The following is a 20,670-nucleotide window of genomic DNA, read 5'->3' as shown; positions in this document are numbered from 1 at the left end:
TCCGCATCCCACCCCTCGCCTGGAGGCCCCGCGATGCCCTCGACCGCCCCCACCGCCTCCGCCGTCCTGGACGGCGGCCCGGCGATCACCCCGGCGCCCGCAGTGCTCGACCGGATCGCCGCCCAGAGCCCCGAACGGGTCGCGCTGGTGCACGGCGAGCGCCGGATGACCTACGGACAACTGGCCCTCGCGGTGGCGTTCCGCGCCGACGAACTGGCCGGCTCCGGGGCGGGCCCGGGACGCCTGGTGGCCGTCCACCGGCCCCGGGGCGCGGACGCCGTGGTGGGCCTGCTGGCCACCCTGCGGACCGGGGCCGCCTACCTGCCGCTGGACCCCGGGGCGCCCGCCGCCCGCAACGCCGCGATCCTCGCCGACTGCGCGGGGGGCGACGTCCCCTTGGTAGAGGGCGAGTTCCCGCTTCCGGGCGCGGGGGTTCCCGAGGGTTCCGCGTACGTGATCTACACCTCCGGCTCCACGGGCACGCCCAACGGCGTCGTCGTCGGGCACGGGGCGTTGGCCCGGTTCGTGGCCGGCGCGGGCGCCCGGTACGCGATCACCGCCGAGGACCGGGTGTTGCAGTTCGCCCCGCTGCACTTCGACGCCAGCGTGGAGGAGATCTTCCTGACCCTGGGCGCGGGCGCCACGCTCGTGCTGCGGGACGAGGAGATGCTCGACGTGCCGGGGCTGCTGGCCGGGTGCGCGGCGCACGGCATCACGGTGCTGGACCTGCCCACCGCCTACTGGCACGAGCTGGCCCACGCCCTGGCCTGCGGGGTCGCCCGCCTGCCGGACACCCTGCGCACGGTCGTCATCGGTGGTGAGGCCGCGCTGCCCGAGCGGGTCGCGCAGTGGTGCCGGAGCGTGGACCCGGGGCGGGTGCGGCTGCTGAACACGTACGGGCCCACCGAGGCGACCGTCGTGGCCACCGTCGCCGACCTGTCGCGGTACACGGGCGGGCCGGTGCCCATCGGGCAGCCGCTGCCGGGCGTCCGGGCGGCCGTGGTGGACGGTGAACTGTGGCTGCTCGGGGACGCGTTGGCGACCGGGTACCTCGGCCGGCCCGAGCTGACGGCCGCCCGGTTCGCCACGCTGGGCGGGGACCGCGCGTACCGCACCGGCGACCTGGTGTTCGTGCGGCCGGACGGGCAGTTGGGCTTCCGGGGCCGGGCCGACGACGAGGTGAAGATCAACGGGCACCGGGTGGACCCCGCCTCCGCGGAGGCCGTGTTGACGGCGCACCCCGGGGTGCGGGAGGCCGCCGTGGTACCGCGGGAGACTGCCGACGGGGTGCGCCGGCTGGCCGCGTTCGTGGTCGCGGACGAGGGGGTGGACGCCGCCGCGCTGCGGGACCGGGTCGCGGCGGAGCTGCCGGCCGCGGCGGTGCCCGGCACGGTGACCCTCGTGGAGCGCCTGCCCCGGACCTCCTCCGGGAAGATCGACCGCAAGGCCCTGCGCGGCCCGGCGGCCGGCGGCGGCGCCGAGTCCCCCGCCGACTCCACCGCCGGCGTCGTGTTCGACGGGGTGGTGCTGCCCCCCGAGGAGCGGGTCCCGCTCTCCTTCGCCCAGCGCCGGTTGTGGTTCCTGGCCGGGCTGGAGGGGCAGTCGGCGACGTACAACCTGCCCGTCGTGCTGCGGCTGGACTCCGTGCCCGACACGGCCGCGCTGGCGGCGGCGCTGGCCGATGTGGTGGAGCGGCACGAGGTGCTGCGCACCGTCTGCCCGGCGGTGGACTCCGAGCCGTACCAGCACGTGCTCCAGGGGCCGCCGGTGCCGTTCGAGGTGACCGGGTGCGCGCCGCCGGAGGTGGCCGCGCTCGTGGCCCGGTTCACCGCCGGAACCTTCGATCTGGGCACCCAACTGCCCTTCAGGGCAAGACTGTTCGTGCCCGGTGACGGATCGGCGACGCTGGCGCTGCTGATGCACCACATCGCGGCCGACGGCTGGTCGGTCGGACCGCTGCTGCGCGACCTCGGGGAGGCGTACGCGGCCCGGGCGGCCGGGCGGGCACCCGTCCGGGAGCCGCTGGCGTTGCAGTACGCGGACTACACGCTGTGGCAGCACGAGCTGCTGGAGCGGCCGGCGCGGGCGCTGGAGCATTGGCGGGCCGCCCTGGACGGCATGCCGACGCTGCTGGACCTGCCGCTGGACCGGCCCCGGCCCGCCGAGCCGACCGGCGCCGCCGCCACGCTGGTGGCCCGCCTCGACGCCGACACGCACCGCCGGCTGACCGCGATCGGCACGGAACGCGGGGCGAGCCTGCTGATGGTGCTCCAGCCCGCGTTGGCGCTGGCCCTGGCCGCGGTCGGGGCGGGGACGGACATCGCGATCGGCACCCCGGTCGCGGGGCGGGACGACGAGGCCCTGGACGAGCTGGTCGGCCTCTTCGTGAACACGCTGGTGCTGCGCACCGACGTCTCGGGCGACGCCCCGTACGGCGAGTTGGTCGAGCGGGCCCGGGACACGGACCTGGCCGCGTACGCCCGTCAGGAACTCCCCTTCGACCTGCTGGTGGAAGCCCTCAACCCGCGGCGGGAGTTCGCCGTCAACCCCTTCTTCCAGGTGATGCTGACCGCGCAGGCCCGGGACGGGGAGCGGATCTCGCTCGGCGACGGCGCGCTGAGCGGGCGGTACGTCGAACCGGGCCTGGAGGTCGCCAAGTTCGACCTCAGTGCCTCCTGCGTGGAGCTGCCGGGCGACGGTCTGGAGGTGTGGTGGCAGTACGCGACGGACCTGTTCGAGCCGCGGACGGCCCGGTTGCTGCTGGACGTGTTCACCCGGGCCCTCGCGCACGCGGCGGCCGACCCCGACGCGCGGCCCTCCGCGTGGCCGCTGCTCGACGAGGAGGAGCGTCGGGGGATCACGGAACGCCGGGCGCGGGCGGCCCTCGACGCGTCGGCCGGGGGGACGACCGTACCCGCCGGCCGCAGGTCCCCCGCCGAGCAGGTGCTGTGCGCGCTGTTCGGTGAGGTGATCGGGCTCGACGGACCGGTGGCCCCCGACGCCAACTTCTTCTCTGCGGGCGGCCATTCGATGATGGGGGTGCGGCTCGTCAACCGGATCCGGGCCACGCTCGGGGTGGAGGCGCGCATCCGGGACCTGTTCCTCGCGCCGACCCCCGCCGAGCTCGCGGTCCGCCTGGTGCGGGAGGCCGCGCCGGCCGGCCGGCCCGCTCTGGTCCCCGTACCGGCGGCGGACCGACCGGAGCGGATCCCGCTGTCCTCCGCGCAGCGCCGGCTGTGGTTCGTGGACCAGTTGGAGGGGCCGAGCGCCTCGTACAACATCCCGTTCGCGCTGCGCCTGGACCGGCCGCTGGACCCGGCCGTGCTGGCCTCGGCGCTGGCTGACGTCTCGGACCGGCACGAGGTGCTGCGGACCGTGTACCCGGCGGTGGACGGGGAGCCGCACCAGCGGATCCTGGAGGCGGTGCGACCCGAACCGGTACGGGTGACCGTGCCGGAGGGGCACGGCGGGGCGGCGGTCGACGCCGCCGCGGGCCACGTCTTCGACCTCGCGACGGAGCCTCCGCTGCGGGCGACGCTGATCGACGCCGGGACCGAACGGTTCCTGGTGCTGGTGGTGCACCACATCGCCGCCGACGGCTGGTCCGCCGGACCGCTCCTCGCCGACCTGGCGCGGGCGTACGAGGCCCGGGAGGCCGGCCGGGCGCCCGACGTGGAGGCCCTGCCGGTGCAGTACGCGGACTACGCGCTGTGGGAACGCGCGGCCCTGGAGGACGGCGCCGCGGCGGACGGGGACACCGCGTTCGCGCGGCAGGCCGCGTACTGGCGGGCGACCCTGGCCGACGCCCCGCCGGTACTGGAGCTGACCGCGGCCCGCACCCGGCCCGCGGAGGCCTCGCACCGGGGGGCCGCCACACCGGTCGCCCTGGACGCCGACACGCACGCCCGGCTGGAGCGGCTCGCGCTGGACCACGGCACCACCGTCCTGACGGTGGTGCAGGCGGCCCTGGCCGCCACCTTGACCCGGCACGGGGCGGGCACCGACCTGCCGCTGGGGACGGTGACCGCGGGCCGGGACGACGAGGCCCTGGACGAGCTGGTGGGCTTCTTCGTCAACACGCTCGTCCTGCGCTGCGACACCTCCGGCGACCCGTCCTTCGCGGAGTTGCTGGAGCGGGTCCGGGACACCGGGCTCGGCGCCTACGCCCACCAGGAACTCCCCTTCGACCTGGTGGTCGAGCAACTGAATCCGGTGCGCTCCACCGCCCACCACCCCCTGACGCAGGTGATCGCGCAGGTGCAGCCGGACGAGCCGCGGACGGCGCCGGACGGCGCGCTGACGGGGGTCCCGCTGGGATCGGAGTCGGGGTTCACCAAGTTCGACCTCACGCTGTCGCTGCGCGAACTCCGGGGCGAGCAGGGGGGGCCGGGCGGGCTGAGCGGTGTACTGGAGTACGCGACGGACCTCTTCGACGAGCCGACCGCCGAGGTCCTGGCGGAGCACCTGGCGCGGACCCTGCGGGCGGTGGCCGAGGATCCGGGGCAGCGGATCGGGGACGTCCGGCTCCTGTCGGAGCGGGAGGAGTCCCGGTTGGCCCGGTACAACGACACGGGCGCGCCGGGCGTCGCGGGCGGGCCGATCCACGAACGGTTCGCGGAGCAGGCCCGCAGGACGCCGGACCGGATCGCCGTCTCGTACGAGGAGGAGGAGCTGTCGTACGCGGCGCTGGACGCGCGGGCCGACGCCCTCGCCCACCGGCTCGTCGCCGCGGGCGTGCCTCGTGACGGGGCGGTCGGGGTCCTGCTGGACCGGACGCCGCACCTCCTGGTCGCCGTACTGGCCGTGCTCAAGTGCGGGGCGGCGTACGTCCCGCTGGATCCGCGGCTGCCTCGGACCCGGATCCGCGTGATCATGGAGGATGTGTCGGCGCGGGTCCTGGTGACGGGGTCGGCGCACCTCGACGCGGCGTCGGTCGGACGGGAGCGGGCGGCGGGTGTGCGCGTCCTGTCCGTGGACGACACCGCCGACCAGGGGTCGGACGCGGTCGCCTCGAATCCCGGCGTGGTCGTGGGCGAGGACGCGTTGGCGTACGTGATGTTCACCTCGGGCTCCACGGGTCGGCCCAAGGGCGTCGGAGTCACCCACCGCAACGTGGTCGAGCTGGCCGGCGACCGCTGCTGGGACCCGGTCAACCACCGCCGGATGCTGGTCCATTCCGCGATCGGCTTCGACGCCTCGACCTACGAGCTGTGGGTGCCGCTGCTGAACGGCGGGCAGTTGGTCATCGCCCCCGGCGACGGCACCGACGTCGCGGAACTCGACCACACCATCCGCACGCACGACGTCACCGCCGCCTACTTCACCATGGGTCTGTTCCACATCATGGCGGACGAGGGCCTCGACACCCTGAAGCTGCTGGACGAGGTGTGGACCGGCGGCGACGTCGCCTCCCCCAGCGCCCTCCAGCGGGTCCTGGACCAGTGCCCGGACACCGTCCTCGTCCACTCCTACGGGCCGACCGAGACCACCTTCGCCTCCCATCACCAGCGTCTCCCCCTCACCGTGCGCACCCTGCCGGGCGTGTACCTGGGGGCCGCGCTCGACAACACCCGCGTCCACGTGCTGGACGCGCGGCTGCGGCCGGTCCCGGTGGGGGTTCCCGGCGAGATGTACATCGCGGGCACGCAGGTGGCGCGCGGCTACGTCGGCCGGCCGGGTCTGACGGCCGAACGGTTCGTCCCCGACCCGTTCGGCGGCGACGGCGGGCGGATGTACCGCACCGGGGACCTGGCGCACTGGACGCCCGACGGGGAGCTGCGGTTCATCGGAAGGGCCGACGGCCAGATCAAACTGCGCGGCTTCCGCATCGAGCCGGGCGAGATCGAGGAGACCCTGGCCCGGCATCCGGGCGTGGGGCAGGTCGCGGTGGTGGTCTTCGAGGACGGACCGGGCGGCAAGCGGCTCGTCGCGTACGTCGTGCCCCGCGCCGGCCACACCCTGACCGACACCGAGCTGCTGCGCTGGGCCGGCGGCGAGCTTCCCGAGCACATGGTCCCCGCCGCGGCGGTGGTGGTCGAGGGCATTCCGCTCACCGTCAACGGCAAGCCGGACCGGGCGGCCCTGCCGGCGCCCGCGCCCGTGGTGCGCGGTACGGGCCGGGAGCCGCGCACCCCGCGCGAGGAGGTGCTCTGCGGGCTCTTCTCCGAGGTGCTGGGGGTCCCGGACGTCGGCATCGACGACAACTTCTTCGGCCTGGGCGGGCATTCGCTGCTCGGGGTACGGCTGATCAGCCGGATGCGGACCGTGCTGGGGCTGGACCTCGGGGTCCGCGACCTGTTCCGCACGCCGACCGTGGCGGGGCTGCTGGGCGACGAACCGACCGGTTTCGACCCGATGGGGGTGATGCTGCCCCTGGCCACCCGGGGTGCGCAACGGCCGTTGTTCTGCGTCCACCCCGGTACCGGGGTGGGGTGGCCGTACGCGGGGCTCGCCCGGCATCTGGGGCCCGACCAGCCGTTGTACGCGATCCAGGCGCGGGCGTTGAGCGAGCTGGGCCACTCCCCCGGGGCGGTCGAGGAGATGGTGGCGGACTACCTCCCGCTGATCCGGGAGGTCCAACCGCACGGCCCGTACCGCTTCCTGGGCTGGTCCTTCGGCGGCACGGTCGCGCACGCCCTCGCCGTCGCACTGGCCGAACTCGGCGAACGCACCGAGCTGCTGGCCATGATGGACGTCCACCTGCTGCCGACCGAGCCGGAGCGGCGCGCGATGACTCCCGCCCAGAAGCGGGACATGCTCGTCGGCGACGCCGCGGACGAGCCGGCGGACGCCCCCTTCGACGTGGACGCCCTCATCGGCCTGGTCCGGCTGAAGGATCCGGTGCTCGGCGCGTTCTCCGACGAGGAGATCCGCTCGGTGATCGGGGCGTCCATCAACCACGCGGAAATCATGAACCTGTACGCGCCGCGCCCGGTGGCCACCGATCTGTTGTTCCTGGCGGCCCTTGAGGACGGCGAAACGGAAAACACTCTCGCACGGCACTGGATTCCCTACATCGAGGGCCGCGTCGAGAATCACGTCATCGGGGTCCCGCACACCCGCATGGGAGAGCCGACCCCGCTCGCCCTGATCGGCCGCATCCTTTCCGAGAAATTGAGGAGTCTGTCATGACCAATCCTTTCGACGACACCGAGGGCACGTTCCACGTCGTGGTGAACGCCGAGGGACAACACGCCCTGTGGCCCGCGTTCGCCGCCGTGCCCGAGGGCTGGGATTCGGTGTGGGGCGCGGGGACCAGGGCGGACGCCCTGGCGTACGTGGAGGAGAACTGGACGGACATCCGCCCGAAGAGCCTCATCGCCCAGTACGCGTGAACCAGCCCCCACCGAACGTCTGAATTCTTCCCGAATTCAGGGAGAGCCGTGACCCGCACCGCGGGTCACGGCTCTCCGCGTCCACCGCATTCCCCGCGCCGGGATTCCGCAGGATCGAGCGCCCCGAATTCCCCGATACTGCCGCCTCGACTTCCCCTCGCCGAGGGCGTCCGTTCCTATATTTGTCGGCATGCGACGACGGAATGTGAACATCCTGCTGACGGGTACCGCATCGGACTCCCATACGTGGAATCTCGTCTATCTCCAGCTTTTCCTGGAGGAGCAGGGCCACCGGGTGCGCAATCTGGGGCCCTGTGTGACCGACGACCTGCTGACCGCCGCGTGCGCGGCCGACGCGCCCGACCTGGTGGTCATCAGCAGTGTGAACGGCCACGGATACCGCGACGGCCTGAGCGCCGTCCGGGCCGTGCGGCGCGCCGGCCTGACCCTTCCCGTGGTGATCGGCGGCAAGCTGGGGGTCGCGGGCCGGGCCGATCCGCACGCCCGGGGCCTGCTTCTCGACGCGGGCTGTGACGCCGTGTTCGACGACGGGGACGTCGAGGCCCTGCGCCGCCACCTGAGCCCTGTGACCGCCATCGACGCCACCGCCGCCGCCGCGCGGGCCGTGGCATGACCGCCGCCACGCTCGCCGCACCGATCGTGGCCCGACCCACCACCACGGCCCCCTCGTTCGGGGCCTTCGTCGCGCGGGCGGCGGCCGCCGGGCAGCTCGTCGTCCAGCCCCGGATGGGGTTCGGCGAGCCGCGCCGGATGCGGGCCGGCCTGGAGCGCACCAAGTCCGCCGTCGCCACCACCGTGGGCACCCTCACCATCGACAGCTACACCCGGGTCGGCGATCAGGACGCCGCCCGGGCCGCGCTCGCCGAGGGTCTCGCGCTCAACGGCTATCCGATCGCCACCCACCCCGTCGACCTGACCCGCGCCCTGCTGGACGGGGTGCTGGACCCGGGGTTCCCGGTCCAGGTGCGGCACGGCTCCTCCCGGCCCGAGTCGATCGTGCGGGCCCTCGCCGCCGCCGGGCTCGACGCCACCGAGGGCGGGCCCGTCTCGTACTGCCTGCCCTACGGGCGGACCCCGCTGTCGGAGTCCGTGGAGAACTGGGCCCGCTGCTGCGAGTTGCTGGCCGAGCTGGTCCCGGCGCCGCGGGTGCCGCACCTGGAGAGCTTCGGCGGCTGCATGCTCGGCCAGCTCTGCCCTCCCGGGCTGCTGGTGGCGCTCAGCCTGCTGGAAGGGCTGTTCTTCGCCCGGCACGGCATCGGCAGCGTCTCCCTCAGCTACGCCCAGCAGAGCGACCCCGGACAGGACACCGAGGCGATAGGGGCGTTGCACCGGCTCGCCGGGGAGTTCCTGCCGGCCGGCGTGGACCGACACGTCGTCCTCTACACCTACATGGGGGTGTTCCCCCGTACCGAGCCGGGCGCCACCCGGCTGCTGGAGGCCTCGGCACGGCTGGCCGTGCGGGCCGGGGCGCAGCGGCTGATCGTGAAGACCGCCGCCGAGGCACACCGCATCCCGACGGTGACGGAGAACGTGCGCGCCCTGGAGACGGCCGCGGCGAGCGCGGCCCTGGCGGAGGCGGAGGCCGGGCCGGCCGGCGGGCCCGCCGACAGCGAGGTGTACCGGGAGGCCCTGGCCTTCGTGGAGGCCGTGCTGGACCTCGACGAGGACCTCGGGCGGGCGCTGCGGAAGGCCTTCGCGCGGGGCGTGTTGGACGTCCCGTACTGCCTGCACCCGGACAACGCGGGCCGCTCGCGCAGCTTCGTCGACGGGGCGGGCCGGCTGCGCTGGTCCGAGGTCGGGGCGATGCCGGTCGCGCCGTACGCGGCCCCGGCCGGCCGCAGGCGCGCCTTGACCTCGGACGGGCTGCTGGTGGCCCTGGGGGCGGTGGCCCGGAGGTACGACGACGTCGGCGAGGTGGACCGCCCCGGCTGACGGGTTCGAGCACGCGGCCGGTTCGAGCACACACGGACACGAGACAGGAGTCGACAGCATGGAAACGACGCACGGCACGGAACCCGCGGACACTGCGGGGACGACAGTGACGACAGTGACGACGGAGACGACGGAGACGACGGGGACGACGCCCCCGACCCCGCCACCGCTCGGCGAGCACCTGCGCTCGCCCGAGCTGCGGTCGGCGATGCTGGTGCAACAGGAAGTCCTCTTCGCGGCGCGGGAGTTCCTGCGCGGCAGGGAGTTCGTCGAGCTGCTCCCGCCGCTGGTGGGTCCGGTGACGGACCCGGGCGGCCGGGGCGCGAAGGCGCTGGACGTGGACTACTACGGCCGGCCGTACAAGCTCATGACGAGCGCGATCCTCTACAAGCAGGCCTCGCTGAAGGGGTTCCCCCGGCTGTTCTACATCGCGCCGAACGTCCGCGTGGAGCCGCCGGAGACGGCGTCCACCGGCCGGCACCTGGTGGAGTTCCACCAGATCGACGTGGAGTTGGCGGGCGGTACGCGTCGCGACGCGCAGGAGCTCGCGGCCGGGCTGCTGACACACGTCGTGGAGCACGTGTGGACGGCCGTGCCGCAGGTGTTGCGCGAACTGGGGCGGGACGAACTGGACTTCGCCGAGCTGCGGCAGGGCAAGTTCGACACCCGCACCCACGAGGAGGCGGTGGCCGCGCTGATCGGGCGGGGGCACCCGCAGAGCCCGGACGCCGAGATCGACTGGGCGGGCGAGAAGCTGCTCTCGCTGGAGGCCGACCGCCCGTTCTTCGTCAACGACTATCCCAAGGGCTCGCGCGGGTTCTACGACCGCGAGGATCCCGAACGGCCGGGCGTGCTGCGCAACTTCGACCTGATCGCGCACGGCGGCTTCGGCGAGCTCGTCAGCGGCAGCGAGCGCGAGTCCGCGTACGCGACGATCGTGACCCGGATGCGGGAGAGCGGGGAGAACCCCGCCAAGTACGCCTGGTACCTCGACCTGGCCCGCGAGGGCATCGAACCGAGCGCCGGTTTCGGGATGGGGCTGCAGCGCCTGGTCCGCTTCCTGACCGGGCTGGACGCGCTGTGGCAGGTCAGCGCGTACCCGAAGCTGCCGGGGGTGATCGCGCCGTGAGCGGGCTCAGCGCCCCCGGGTTCCCCGAGGAGGCGGTACGGGCCCGGGCGCGGGCCGGGACGGCCGAGGTGTTCCCGGCGGCGGACGGGTACGGGTCCCGGCTCTTCGGGGCCGCCCCCGTCGAGCGGGACGGCCTGAACGCCTTGCGGCTCGTTCCGCCGGTGTTCATGCCGCGGCGGCTGGAGAAGCTGATCGACCTGGGCCGGGAGCCCTCGTACGAGGACGTGGACCTGCGCACCCGGGTCGGCGGTTTCGCCTCGCGACTCCCGCTCTACCTCTCGGCGTTCGGTTCGACCCGGGCGGGTAGCGGGGACCTCGGCGTGGCCGCGGGCCGGCAGGCCGGGCGGCTCGGCATCCCGATGGTGATCGGGGAGAACATGGTGCCGGTCCACGGCTACGGCACGCGTTCGGCGTTGCTGGAGCGGGTGGCGGCGTACGCCGAGACCGTCGCGGACGGGGTCGGCGGGGTGGTGGTGCAGCAGTCGACCGAGGACGCCGACTCCGAGGTGTGGAACCTGCTGTACAGCGACCCGGGGACGCGCGCCCTGCGGGACTCCGGCCGGCTCGGGTTCGAGCTGAAGGTGGGCCAGGGAGCGAAGCCGGGGCTCGGCGGGATGACCGTGGTCGGGGCGGCCGATGCCGAGCGACTGGCGGAACAGTTCGCGGTGCGGGACCTGTTGGGGGATCCCGGTCGGCGGCTGCGCTGCGCGACCCCCGGCACGTTCACCGAGGAGATCGTCCGCCGGCAACTGAGGTTCATGCGGAACAACTTCCCGCTGGCCCGGACCTGGGTGAAGTTCCACCCGGGCCGGGACGTGGGCCGGGCCGCCGCCGTCGCCTGGACGGCGGGCGCCGACGCCGTCACGGTGGACGGCGCCGAGGGCGGCACCGGTTGGGCGCCGCGGGCCTTCCTGGAGGGCGTCGGCCTGCCCCTCGACGAGTGCCTGCGCCGTGTCGGCACCCCGGCCGGGGACCTGCTCGCCTCGGGACGGATCTGGGAGGGCGGTCGCGCGGTGCGGGTGCTCGCCCTGGGCGCGAGGGCGGTGGGCCTGGGCCGGGCGGCGTTGCTCGCCGTGGACGAGGACCCCGGCGCGGGCCTGGTGCGGCTGGTCGAGGCACTGGCCCTGGAGACCCGGCTGCTGGTCAGCGCCCTCGGCAAGTACCACGTCGGCGACCTCGACCCGGCCGACCTGTGGGCTCCGGACCGTCCCGGCGCGTCCGCCCCCGCCACACCGCTCCCCGACCCGACCTCGCCCGCGCCCGCGCCCGCCACGACGCATCCGGCTGCGGCGACGGCGGTCGGTGGGGCGTCGTGAGGCGGGGCGTCGTGAGGCGGAGCCGGCGCGGCGGCCGGTCCGCGCCGCCCGGTTGTCCGGGCCGCCGCCGTCGACCCGGCTTCGCCCGGGCCCGGTTCCGGCTCTCCGAGCTCCCCGGGGTCACGGTCACACCCACCGCCGGCGGGGGCGCGGCCGGGGCCGCCGCCTCCCGGGTCCTGACCGGGGCCGGCCTCGGCCACCTCGGCGGGCACCTGGAACTGCGGAGTTTCGGTTCGCCCGGCCCGGCCGCCCGGGCCCGCGCGGCGGAACACGCCGTCCGGGCAGCGCTGCGCACCGGCTGACCCCCGCCCCGCCCGTCCCTCCCCCTCCCACGTCGCCTCCCCGCCCGCCTTCCACAAGGAACAGGTGCACCTGATGGACACCCCCGCACGTCTCGACACCGAACGCCCCGACCCCGCCCGGCCGGACCCCTCGAAGGTCCAGTGGGGTCGCGTCGGCAGCCTCGTCGGCGGTCAGGCCGCCGTCCAACTGGGCAGTTTCGCCCTGCTGATCGCCATGAACTGGACCGCCGTACAGATCGGCGGGACCCGCGCCGTCACACTGTTGATGCTCGCCGCGACCGTGCCCCGCGCCCTCATGTTGATCTTCGGCGGGGCGGTCGCCGACACCCTCGGTCCGCGCTTCGTCCTGCTGCGCACCACCGCCGCCCGGGTCGTGTTGCTCGGCGTCGGCGCCGTGGTCACCGCGAACAGCGGACAGCTGTGGCCCCTGGTGGTGATCGCCCTGGTCGAGGGCGTGCTGCTCGGGCTGGCCGGACCGGCGTCCGGGGTGCTGCTGCCCCTGTTCGCCCGCGGCGACCAACTGGCCCGCGCGAACTCCCTGTACGCCATGGTCCTGCGGGTCGCGCCGATCCTCGGCGCCCCGGCCGGCGCCTTCCTGATCACCGTCGGGGAGTTGTGGGTGGCGATGCTGGTCGGGGCACTCACCGGCGCGATCTGGCTCGGCTGCCTGCTCCACGTCACGCACGGGTTCGTCCGGCCGGAGCCGGAGCCCGGGGTCTCCCTGGTGAAGCGGTCCGGGGACGGTTTCCGGCTGCTGGCCCGGCATCCGAGGCTGCGCTGGATGTTCGTCGCGGCGCTGTGCCTGGACATGGCGTTCAGTTGGCCGGCCGAGGTGGCGCTGCCCCTGCTGGTGTCCGAGCGGGGCTGGGGCGTCGGCGCGGTCGGCGTGGTCCTGGCGGCGTTCAGCGTGGGGGCGCTCGGCTCCAGCGCGGTGGGCGCGGCGTTCGCGCACCGCATCCCGATGTTCGTGCGGCTCGTCGTGACGGGCGCCGGACTGGCCGCGGGCATCCTCGTCATGGCGCTGATGCCGTCGGTGGTCTCGCTGACCGCCGTCGCCGCGGGGGTCGGGCTGCTGTCCGGGCTGAACGGCCCGGCGATCGTCACCCTGTACCAACAGTCCGCCCCCGAGGACCGGATGGGCGCCGCGATGTCCACCCTCTCGCTCGCCGGGATCGGCACCGCGCCCGTCTCCATCGCCGTCTTCAGTTCGCTCTCGCTGGTCCTCGGTGTCCAGAGCACCTGGCTGTTGTGCGGTGCCATCGCGTTCGGCTCCCCCTTCGCGGCGGTGATGGCCCTGCGCCAACCGGCCCGCGCCGAGGAGCCGGCGCCGGTGGAGCCGCCCGTACCGGCCGCGGTGTGAGGGGGGTCCCGTGACATCCCTCGCCACCCCGGCCCGCGGCCGGGCCCCCGGGAGGCTCCTGGTTCCGGAGCCGCTGTCGGACCCGGGGCCGGAGCGGGCCGCGCTGGTGGCCGCGACCCCGCAGCTGTGGCTCGTGGACACCACGGCGTACCGGGCGCACGCGGCGCGGCACGCCCCGGGGACCCTGGACGCCCTGGAGTTGGCGCGGGCCGCGGAGTTCGCGCGGGCGGCCGACCGGGACGCGTACGTCTGCGCGCACGTGGCGCTGCGCCGGCTGCTCGGCGCGTACCTGGGGACGACGGCGCGCGAGGTGGTCGTCGAGCGGGCGCCCTGCTCGCACTGCGCGGAGCCGCACGGGCGTCCCGTGCTCCCGGGTGGGACCCTGCACTTCTCGCTCTCGCACTGCACCGGGATCAGCCTGTTGGCCTTCGCCTCCGCGCCCGTCGGGGTGGACGTGGAGGAGGTGGTGCGGCCCGACGTGATCGCCGACACGGCGGACGTGCTGCACCCCAGGGAGGCGGCGGAGCTCGCCGCCCTCCCGGCCGGCGAACGCGCCCGCGCCTTCACCCGGGTGTGGACCCGCAAGGAGGCCTACCTCAAGGGCCTCGGGGTGGGGTTGTCGGAGAACCCGGCCGCGGACTACGTGGGGTCGGGGCCGGAGCCGGCGCGGCTGCCGGGGTGGACGCTGACCGACGTACGGGTCCCCGAGGGCCACCGGGCGGCGCTGGCGCTGAACACGGGGCGCGCGGAGCCCGCGGGGGAACGCGCCGGGACGGGCGAGGGCGGCACGGCGAAGTCCGGGCCGGGCGAGGGCGCGGTGCTCACGCCGCCTCGACGGCCGCCCGCGGGTTGAGCGCGGCGTACTCCAGCGGCGCCGACGGGTCGATCGTCAGCTCGTACGGGGCCGGCTCCGTGCCCGCGCGGACCAGCAGGTCGCCGATGGCCGCGATCATCGCGCCGTTGTCGGTGCACAGGGTCATCGGTGGAACCCTCAGTTCGATCCCGGCGGAGGCGCAGCGCCGCTCCGCGAGGTCGCGCACGCGGGAGTTGGCCGCCACTCCGCCGACCACCACCAGGGTCCGGACCCCGTACTCCTTGCAGGCCGCGACCGCCTTGCGGGTCAGTACGTCGGCCACCGCCTCCTGGAGCGAGGCCGCGCCGTCGGCGACCGGCGGTTCCTCGCCGCGCAGCCGGTGGCCCTCGGCCCAGCGGGCGGCGGCGGTCTTGAGCCCCGAGAAGGAGAAGGAGTAGGCGTACGGATCGCCGGCGCGGGGTCCGCCGGTGAGCGGACGGGGGAAGGCGACGGCCTTCGGGTCGCCGCCCCGGGCGGCCCGGTCGATGGCCGGCCCGCCCGGGTAGGGCAGGCCGAGGACCCGGGCGACCTTGTCGAAGCACTCGCCGGCCGCGTCGTCGAGGGTGTCCCCGAGGTGCAGGATCGGTTCGCGCACGAGGTCGCGCACCAGCAGCAGCGAGGTGTGGCCGCCCGAGACGATCAGGACCATGCAGGGCTCGGGCAGCGGCCCGTGCTCCAGGGTGTCGGCGGCGACGTGTCCGGCCAGGTGGTGGACCCCGTACAGCGGCAGGTCCAGGGCGTAGGCGAGGGTCTTGGCGCCCGCGAGCCCGACCTGGAGCGCGCCGGAGAGGCCGGGCCCGGTGGTGACGGCGATGGCGTCGAGCTGCGACATCCGCAGGCCGGCCTGGTCGAGGGCCTGGCGGACGACCGGGTTGAAGGCGTGCAGGTGGGCGCGGGCCGCGATCTCGGGCACCACTCCGCCGAAGCGGGCGTGTTCGTCCATGCTCGACGCGACGACGTGCGCGAGGAGCTTTCCGTCGCGGACGATTCCCGCGCCCGTCTCGTCGCAGGACGATTCGATGCCGAGCACCAACGGAGATCCCACGACGACACCTTCAACCCTTGTTGCGAATGGTTCGCAACAAGGGTAGCGGCGTCGGCCGCCCGACCTCGCACGGGCTGTGAGGACGGACACGTCCCCTTTCGGGAACCCTCGGCACCTCGCACCCGTCGGACGGGACGTCGAAGGATCTTCGGGAACGGGAGCGGGAGCGCCACATGGTCGGCAAGGCGGGGGGCGGGGCGAGACGCGTCCGCTTCGTGCTGCTCGGGATCGTTCTCGCCCTGCTGGGAGCCGGTTCCTGGGTCGTGTGGGAGCTGCGTGTCGTCGCCGCGCACCTCGCGGACGGGGATCCGGCACAGGGCACCTACCTCCAGGATCCGGAACGCGCCGACCGGACGGCCTCGGCGGTCCTGGACGGCCTCGTGGTGGAGGTCGAGGCACCGCGCGACGACACCCCGACCCCCGCCGGTTCCGAGGCGACCGCCGAGTCCGCCGGATCCGCGACCCCGGTGCGGTCGCGGCGGGAGGGCGACTGGCGCCCCTCCTCGCCCCTGGAGGCCCGGAGCACGGCGCCCGAGCCCGCGATCGGCGCACTGTTCTCCCCCGGCGGCGACTGGGACGGCAACCACCACTGCTCCGCCGGCGTGGTGCACTCCCCCGACGGGGATCTGATCGTCACCGCCGCCCACTGCGTGTACCAGGGCGGCTTCCGCACCAATCTCGCCTTCGTTCCGGGCTACCGGGGCGGCGTGGCCCCGTACGGCGTCTGGGTGCCCACCCGGATCGACGTGGACCCCCGCTGGACGGAGTCCGCCGACCCCGATCACGACGTGGCCTTCGTCCGGGTGCGCCGCCCCGGACACCCCGGGGAGCGACTGGAGGACGTCACCGGCGCTCCCGCGATCCGGTTCCGGCCCCAACTGCCGCTGCCCGCACGGGTGGTGGGCTATCCGAATGACGCCGAACAGCCGGTGGACTGCTACAACACGGCCCGCGCGGAAGGGCCCGCGCAGTTGCGGCTGGACTGCGCGGGCGTACCGAACGGGACCAGCGGCGGCCCGATCCTGACCGACGGCCCCACCCTGATCGGGGTGGTCGGCGGCCGTGACGGCGGCGGCGACGAGAGGACCTCGTACAGCAGTTGGTTCGACGACGGCACCCGCGCCCTCTACGCGCGGGCGACCGGATCCCCCTGAGGCGGCTCCCGGGATCCGCTCCGGGTGCGCCTGTGCCTCGGGGGGAGCCCGGGTCCTGGGTGGTTGTCCGCAGCGTCGTCTTCCATGCCGCCGAGTGTCCGGGACGGCGGGGCCCGGTTCAGTGCCCGCCCGGGGCGCCCGGAGGCGTCCCGGGGGCGGACGGGCTCACTTCGGGGCGCCCGCGCCGGCGGATCCGGCGTGCGTCAAGAGCCTGAAGGGGGCGGGTGTCGGCCCTCCACCCCCGGGGCATCGGCCGGTCAGCGCGCCGGCGCCGGGTACGACACCCCGGTCAGTTTCTCGGAGGCGCTCCACAGCCGCTCCCCGGACGCGTCGTCGAGGGTCCACTTGGCCCGCCAGGACCGGACGGGCGCCCCGCGCCAGCCGAGCCGCGGTCCGATGAACGCGTCGGGCCGGACCCCGGGGGCGGTGGCCGCGTACAGGGTGGGCAGCGCGCCGGCCTCGGCGGACTGCGCGACGACGGCGATGCCGACGGCGTTGACGGCGGCGTTCGCGGCGACGGCGATCCGTGACGTGAGGGTGCGCCCGGCCCGGGGGGCCGCCCCGACGTGCAGGTTGGTGGAGGCGTAGCCGGGGTGGGCGGCGGCCGTGACGATCCCGGAGCCGGCGGCCGCCAGGCGCCGGGACAGTTCGTGGGTGAAGAGGAGGTTGGCGGTCTTCGAGCGCCCGTAGGCGATCCACCGCCGGTATCCGCGTTCGGCGTTCAGGTCGTCGTGGTCGAGGTCGCCGAGGACGTGGAAGGCGCTGGAGAGGTTGACGATCCGGGCCCCGTCGTCGGCGGCGAGGAGACGGGGCAGGAGCAGCCCTGTCAGGGCGAAGTGACCGAGGTGGTTGATCCCGAACTGAGCCTCGAAGCCGTCGGCGGTGCGACCGTACGGCAGAGCCATCACGCCCGCGTTGTTGACGAGCAGGTCGAGGGTGTCGTGGCGCCGCGACCAGGCCCGGGCGAACTCCCGCACGGAGGCGAGGTCGGCGAGGTCCAGCGGCATGAACTCCACGTCCGCGCCCGGCACCTCGGTCCGCAGGCGTACCGCCGCGGCGCGGCCCCGGGCCGCGCTGCGGCAGGCCAGGACGACCCCGGCCCCGGCGCGGGCCAGCTCACGGGCGGCGACCAGCCCGATGCCGCTGTTGGCGCCGGTCACGACGGCGGTGCGGCCACTCTGGTCGGGGATGTTCCTGATGTTCCAGCCGGGCATCTCGACTCCCTCACGACGACGTGGTTACTGAGGGTAACATCCCGTGTTTCCGGGCGGTCGACGCGGGGGTCCGCACAGGGGCTCACGTGGGTCCCGTCACCCCGGGGACCGGGCACAGGCGCAGGCCAGTAGGCTGCGGGTCCATCCGCTTCCCCTCCCCCGAGGTCCCGCAGTGAGCTCCGCACCCCCCACCCTCCCCGTGACGGTCGTCGGCCTCGGCGCCGACGGCTGGGCCGGGCTCACCGCCGCCGCGCGGACCGCGCTGACCTCCGCCGAGGTGCTGATCGGCGGGCCCCGCCAGCTGGACCTGCTGCCGGCCGACGTCTGCCCCGGCGAACGGATCGCCTGGCCCAGCCCACTGCGCCCCGCCGTGCCGAAACTGACCGCCGAGCACGCGGGCCGCCGGATCGCGGTGCTGGCCAGCGGCGACCCCATGTTCTACGGGATCGGCCGCGCCCTCTGCGAGGAGCTCGGGCCGCACGCCCTGCACGTCCTTCCGCACCCCTCGTCGGTGTCCTACGCCTGCGCCCGGCTCGGCTGGTCGGTGGAGGACACCGAGGTCGTCACCATCGTCGGCCGCCCCGTGGCCCGGCTCGCCGCCGCCCTGTACGAGGGCCGGCGGGTGTTGGTGCTCAGCGCGGGCGCCGGCTCGCCGGGCGAGATCGCCGCACTGCTGCGGGAACGGGGCTTCGGCCCGAGCCGCATGCGGGTGCTGGAGCGGCTCGGCTCCGAGCACGAGGACGCGTACGAGGGCCACGCGGACGGCTGGGACCGGGCGCCGGGCGACCCGTTGAACGTGGTGGCCGTGGACTGCCGCCGCGACCCGGCCGCCCCGACGCCCCGACTCGGCACCACCCCCGGCCTGCCCGACACCGCGTACGAGCACGACGGGCAGCTCACCAAACGGCACGTGCGGGCCGCGACCCTGTGCGCCCTCGCCCCGGCCCCGGGCGAACTGCTGTGGGACATCGGCGGCGGTTCCGGTTCCATCGGCATCGAGTGGATGCGCAGCCATCCCTCCTGCCGGGCGGTGGCCGTGGAACGCGTCCCCGAGCGGGCCGAACGCATCACCCGCAACGCCGGCGCCCTCGGCGTGCCCGGCCTGCGGGTCGTCCTCGGCGCGGCCCCCGACGCGCTGATCGGACTGCCCGCCCCCGACGCGGTGTTCATCGGCGGCGGCCTGACCGCGCCCGGTCTCCTCGACGCGGCGTGGACGGCGCTGGCACCCGGCGGCCGGCTGGTGGTCAACACGGTCACCCTGGAATCGGAGGCCGTGCTCGGCGACCACTACCGGCGCCGCGGTGGCGAACTGGTCAAACTGGCCGTCGCGCACGCGGTGCCGGTCGGCGGCTTCACCGGCTGGCGGCAGGCGATGGCGGTCACCCAGTGGTCGGTCACCAAACCGCACCCGACGACGGACCGGACGACCGAGAACGAGAACGACAAGGACCAGACATGACCGTGTACTTCATCGGAGCGGGCCCCGGCGCCGCCGACCTGATCACCGTGCGCGGTGCCCGGACGCTGGCCGCTGCCCCCGTCTGCCTGTACGCGGGCAGCCTGGTGCCGCGCGAGCTGCTGGCCGAATGCCCGGCCGACGCCCGCCTGATCGACACCTCCCGGCTCAACCTGGACGAGATCGTCGCGGAGTTCACCCGGGCGCACGCGGCGGGCCTGGACGTGGCACGGCTGCACTCCGGCGACCCGTCGATCTTCAGCGCGGTCGCCGAACAGATGCGGCGCCTCGACGCGGCCGGCATCCCCTACGAGGTGGTCCCGGGCGTGCCGGCGTTCGCCGCGGCGGCCGCCGCGCTGAAGCGGGAGTTGACCGTGCCCACCGTCGGGCAGACCGTGATCCTGACCCGGATCGCCCAGCAGGCCACCCCGATGCCGCCCGGGGAGGACCTGGCGACGCTCGGCCGCAGCGGCGCGCTGCTGGTCCTGCACCTGGCGACGCGGTACGTCGACCGGGTCGTCGAGGAACTGCTGCCGCACTACGGGGCCGAGTGCCCCGTCGCGGTGGTCGCGATGGCCAGCCGCCCCGACGAGCTGATCCTGCGCGGCACCCTGACCGACATCGCGGAACAGGTGAAGGCGGCCGGGCTGGTACGCACCGCGGTGATCGTGGTGGGTCGCACGCTGGGCGCGGAGCAGTTCCGCGACAGTCACCTGTACTCCGCCGAACGCGACCGGCATGCCTGCTGAAGGGGACCCGGGTCACCTGCTGATCCTGGGCGGCACGACGGAGGCCCGCCGGCTCGCGGAGGCGCTGGAGCGGACCCCGCTTCGGGTGACGACCTCCCTGGCCGGCCGGGTCGGCGCGCCGGTGCTGCCGCCGGGCGGGACCCGGATCGGCGGCTTCGGCGGCGTCGAGGGCCTGGCGGCCTGGATGACCGCCCACCGGGTCACGCACCTGGTGGACGCCACCCACCCCTTCGCGGAGCGGATGAGTTTCCACGCGGCGCGGGCCGCGGAGCTCACCGGCGTACCGCTGCTCGCGTTGCGCCGTCCCGGCTGGGTCCCGGGGCCCGGCGACGACTGGACGTTCGTCGAATCCCTCGACGCGGCGGCAGCCCTGCTCCCGGAGCGGGGCCGCCGGGTGTTCCTGACCACGGGCCGGATGGGCCTGCACCGCTTCGCGCACCTCACCGAGCCCTGGTTCCTGGTGCGTTCCGTGGACCCGCCGGCCGGGGAGCGGCCGCCGTGCCTCGAAGTGCTGCTCGCGCGGGGGCCGTTCGGCCTCGCCGACGAGCGGGAGCTGTTGGCCCGGCACCGGATCGACGTCCTGGTGACCAAGGACAGCGGCGGCGACGCCACCGCGCCCAAGCTCGTCGCGGCCCGGGAGGCGGGGATCGCGGTGCTGGTCGTACGGCGACCGCCGGTGCCCGAGGGCGTGCCGGAGGCGGACTCGGTCGAGGCGGCGCTGGCCCGGCTGACCGGCTTCCGGGCCTGAACCGCCCGCGCGGCCACGGCCGTACCGCCCGCGCGGCCGGGTCCCGGGGCCGTCACC

15 protein-coding genes are annotated in these 20,670 nt (G+C 74.9%); 13 read left to right on the top strand and 2 right to left on the bottom strand.

Going from position 1 to position 20,670, the window contains the following annotated elements:
• The first annotated feature begins 33 nt into the window (after nucleotides 1-33).
• The 9 genes from OHA84_RS27780 (at nucleotide 34) to OHA84_RS27740 (ending at nucleotide 14,247) form a co-directional block, all read left to right on the top strand.
• Nucleotides 34-7,131: a non-ribosomal peptide synthetase gene (locus tag OHA84_RS27780; protein ID WP_266969289.1), complete on the top strand. Its 7,098-nt coding sequence runs from the start codon at nucleotides 34-36 to the stop codon at nucleotides 7,129-7,131.
• A complete protein-coding gene (locus OHA84_RS27775; RefSeq protein WP_266950443.1) occupies nucleotides 7,128-7,334 on the top strand; it encodes an MbtH family protein in 207 nt (68 codons plus the stop codon). The genes OHA84_RS27780 and OHA84_RS27775 overlap by 4 nt, the downstream gene beginning before the upstream one ends.
• Before the next feature lie 190 nt (nucleotides 7,335-7,524).
• Nucleotides 7,525-7,968 (top strand): cobalamin B12-binding domain-containing protein, encoded by a 444-nt coding sequence (locus tag OHA84_RS27770; RefSeq protein ID WP_323181876.1) that lies wholly within the window; start codon nucleotides 7,525-7,527, stop codon nucleotides 7,966-7,968.
• The gene (locus OHA84_RS27765; protein WP_266969291.1) at nucleotides 7,965-9,287 is read left to right on the top strand and encodes a methylaspartate mutase; all 1,323 of its coding nucleotides are present in this window, start codon (nucleotides 7,965-7,967) and stop codon (nucleotides 9,285-9,287) included. Before OHA84_RS27770 ends, OHA84_RS27765 begins: the two co-directional genes overlap by 4 nt.
• Before the next feature lie 208 nt (nucleotides 9,288-9,495).
• On the top strand, nucleotides 9,496-10,416 hold the full coding sequence (locus OHA84_RS27760; RefSeq protein WP_078999283.1) for an asparagine synthetase A: 921 nt from the start codon (nucleotides 9,496-9,498) through the stop codon (nucleotides 10,414-10,416).
• Nucleotides 10,413-11,732, top strand: coding sequence for a glutamate synthase-related protein (locus OHA84_RS27755; protein WP_266969293.1), 1,320 nt, complete (start codon nucleotides 10,413-10,415; stop codon nucleotides 11,730-11,732). Before OHA84_RS27760 ends, OHA84_RS27755 begins: the two co-directional genes overlap by 4 nt.
• A gap of 11 nt (nucleotides 11,733-11,743) precedes the next feature.
• The gene (locus tag OHA84_RS27750; protein ID WP_053681366.1) at nucleotides 11,744-12,034 is read left to right on the top strand and encodes a hypothetical protein; all 291 of its coding nucleotides are present in this window, start codon (nucleotides 11,744-11,746) and stop codon (nucleotides 12,032-12,034) included.
• A 73-nt stretch (nucleotides 12,035-12,107) separates the two neighbouring features.
• Nucleotides 12,108-13,394: an MFS transporter gene (locus OHA84_RS27745; protein WP_266969295.1), complete on the top strand. Its 1,287-nt coding sequence runs from the start codon at nucleotides 12,108-12,110 to the stop codon at nucleotides 13,392-13,394.
• A gap of 10 nt (nucleotides 13,395-13,404) precedes the next feature.
• Entirely contained in the window at nucleotides 13,405-14,247 is an 843-nt protein-coding gene (locus OHA84_RS27740) for a 4'-phosphopantetheinyl transferase superfamily protein (RefSeq protein WP_323181877.1), read from the top strand.
• On the opposite strand, the gene tsaD is transcribed toward OHA84_RS27740, so the two are convergent.
• Nucleotides 14,216-15,292, bottom strand: a complete 1,077-nt coding sequence (gene tsaD, locus OHA84_RS27735) for a tRNA (adenosine(37)-N6)-threonylcarbamoyltransferase complex transferase subunit TsaD (protein WP_234350197.1) — start codon at nucleotides 15,290-15,292, stop codon at nucleotides 14,216-14,218. The two genes, OHA84_RS27740 and tsaD, sit on opposite strands and share 32 nt — an antisense overlap.
• A 173-nt stretch (nucleotides 15,293-15,465) precedes the next feature.
• Between tsaD and OHA84_RS27730 the strand changes: the two genes are divergently transcribed.
• Nucleotides 15,466-16,446: a serine protease gene (locus tag OHA84_RS27730; RefSeq protein WP_266969297.1), complete on the top strand. Its 981-nt coding sequence runs from the start codon at nucleotides 15,466-15,468 to the stop codon at nucleotides 16,444-16,446.
• A gap of 257 nt (nucleotides 16,447-16,703) precedes the next feature.
• Here the strand turns inward: OHA84_RS27730 and OHA84_RS27725 are convergent, their stop codons facing one another.
• Complete coding sequence (locus OHA84_RS27725) at nucleotides 16,704-17,660, bottom strand: oxidoreductase (RefSeq protein WP_266969299.1); 957 nt, start codon at nucleotides 17,658-17,660, stop codon at nucleotides 16,704-16,706.
• A gap of 172 nt (nucleotides 17,661-17,832) precedes the next feature.
• Between OHA84_RS27725 and cbiE the strand changes: the two genes are divergently transcribed.
• From cbiE to OHA84_RS27710, 3 genes are read left to right on the top strand one after another with little or no spacing between them, the layout of a single operon-like run.
• The gene (gene cbiE / locus OHA84_RS27720; RefSeq protein WP_266950435.1) at nucleotides 17,833-19,119 is read left to right on the top strand and encodes a precorrin-6y C5,15-methyltransferase (decarboxylating) subunit CbiE; all 1,287 of its coding nucleotides are present in this window, start codon (nucleotides 17,833-17,835) and stop codon (nucleotides 19,117-19,119) included.
• Nucleotides 19,116-19,865: a precorrin-4 C(11)-methyltransferase gene (gene cobM / locus OHA84_RS27715; protein ID WP_053681375.1), complete on the top strand. Its 750-nt coding sequence runs from the start codon at nucleotides 19,116-19,118 to the stop codon at nucleotides 19,863-19,865. Before cbiE ends, cobM begins: the two co-directional genes overlap by 4 nt.
• Nucleotides 19,855-20,613 (top strand): cobalt-precorrin-6A reductase, encoded by a 759-nt coding sequence (locus OHA84_RS27710; RefSeq protein ID WP_266969302.1) that lies wholly within the window; start codon nucleotides 19,855-19,857, stop codon nucleotides 20,611-20,613. Before cobM ends, OHA84_RS27710 begins: the two co-directional genes overlap by 11 nt.
• Nucleotides 20,614-20,670 lie beyond the last annotated feature (57 nt).

The organism is Streptomyces sp. NBC_00513 (assembly GCF_041431415.1).
Lineage (GTDB): Bacteria > Actinomycetota > Actinomycetes > Streptomycetales > Streptomycetaceae > Streptomyces.
The sequence above is the reverse complement of the archived record's forward strand: the minus strand, read 5'-3'. Positions and strand labels throughout refer to the sequence as shown.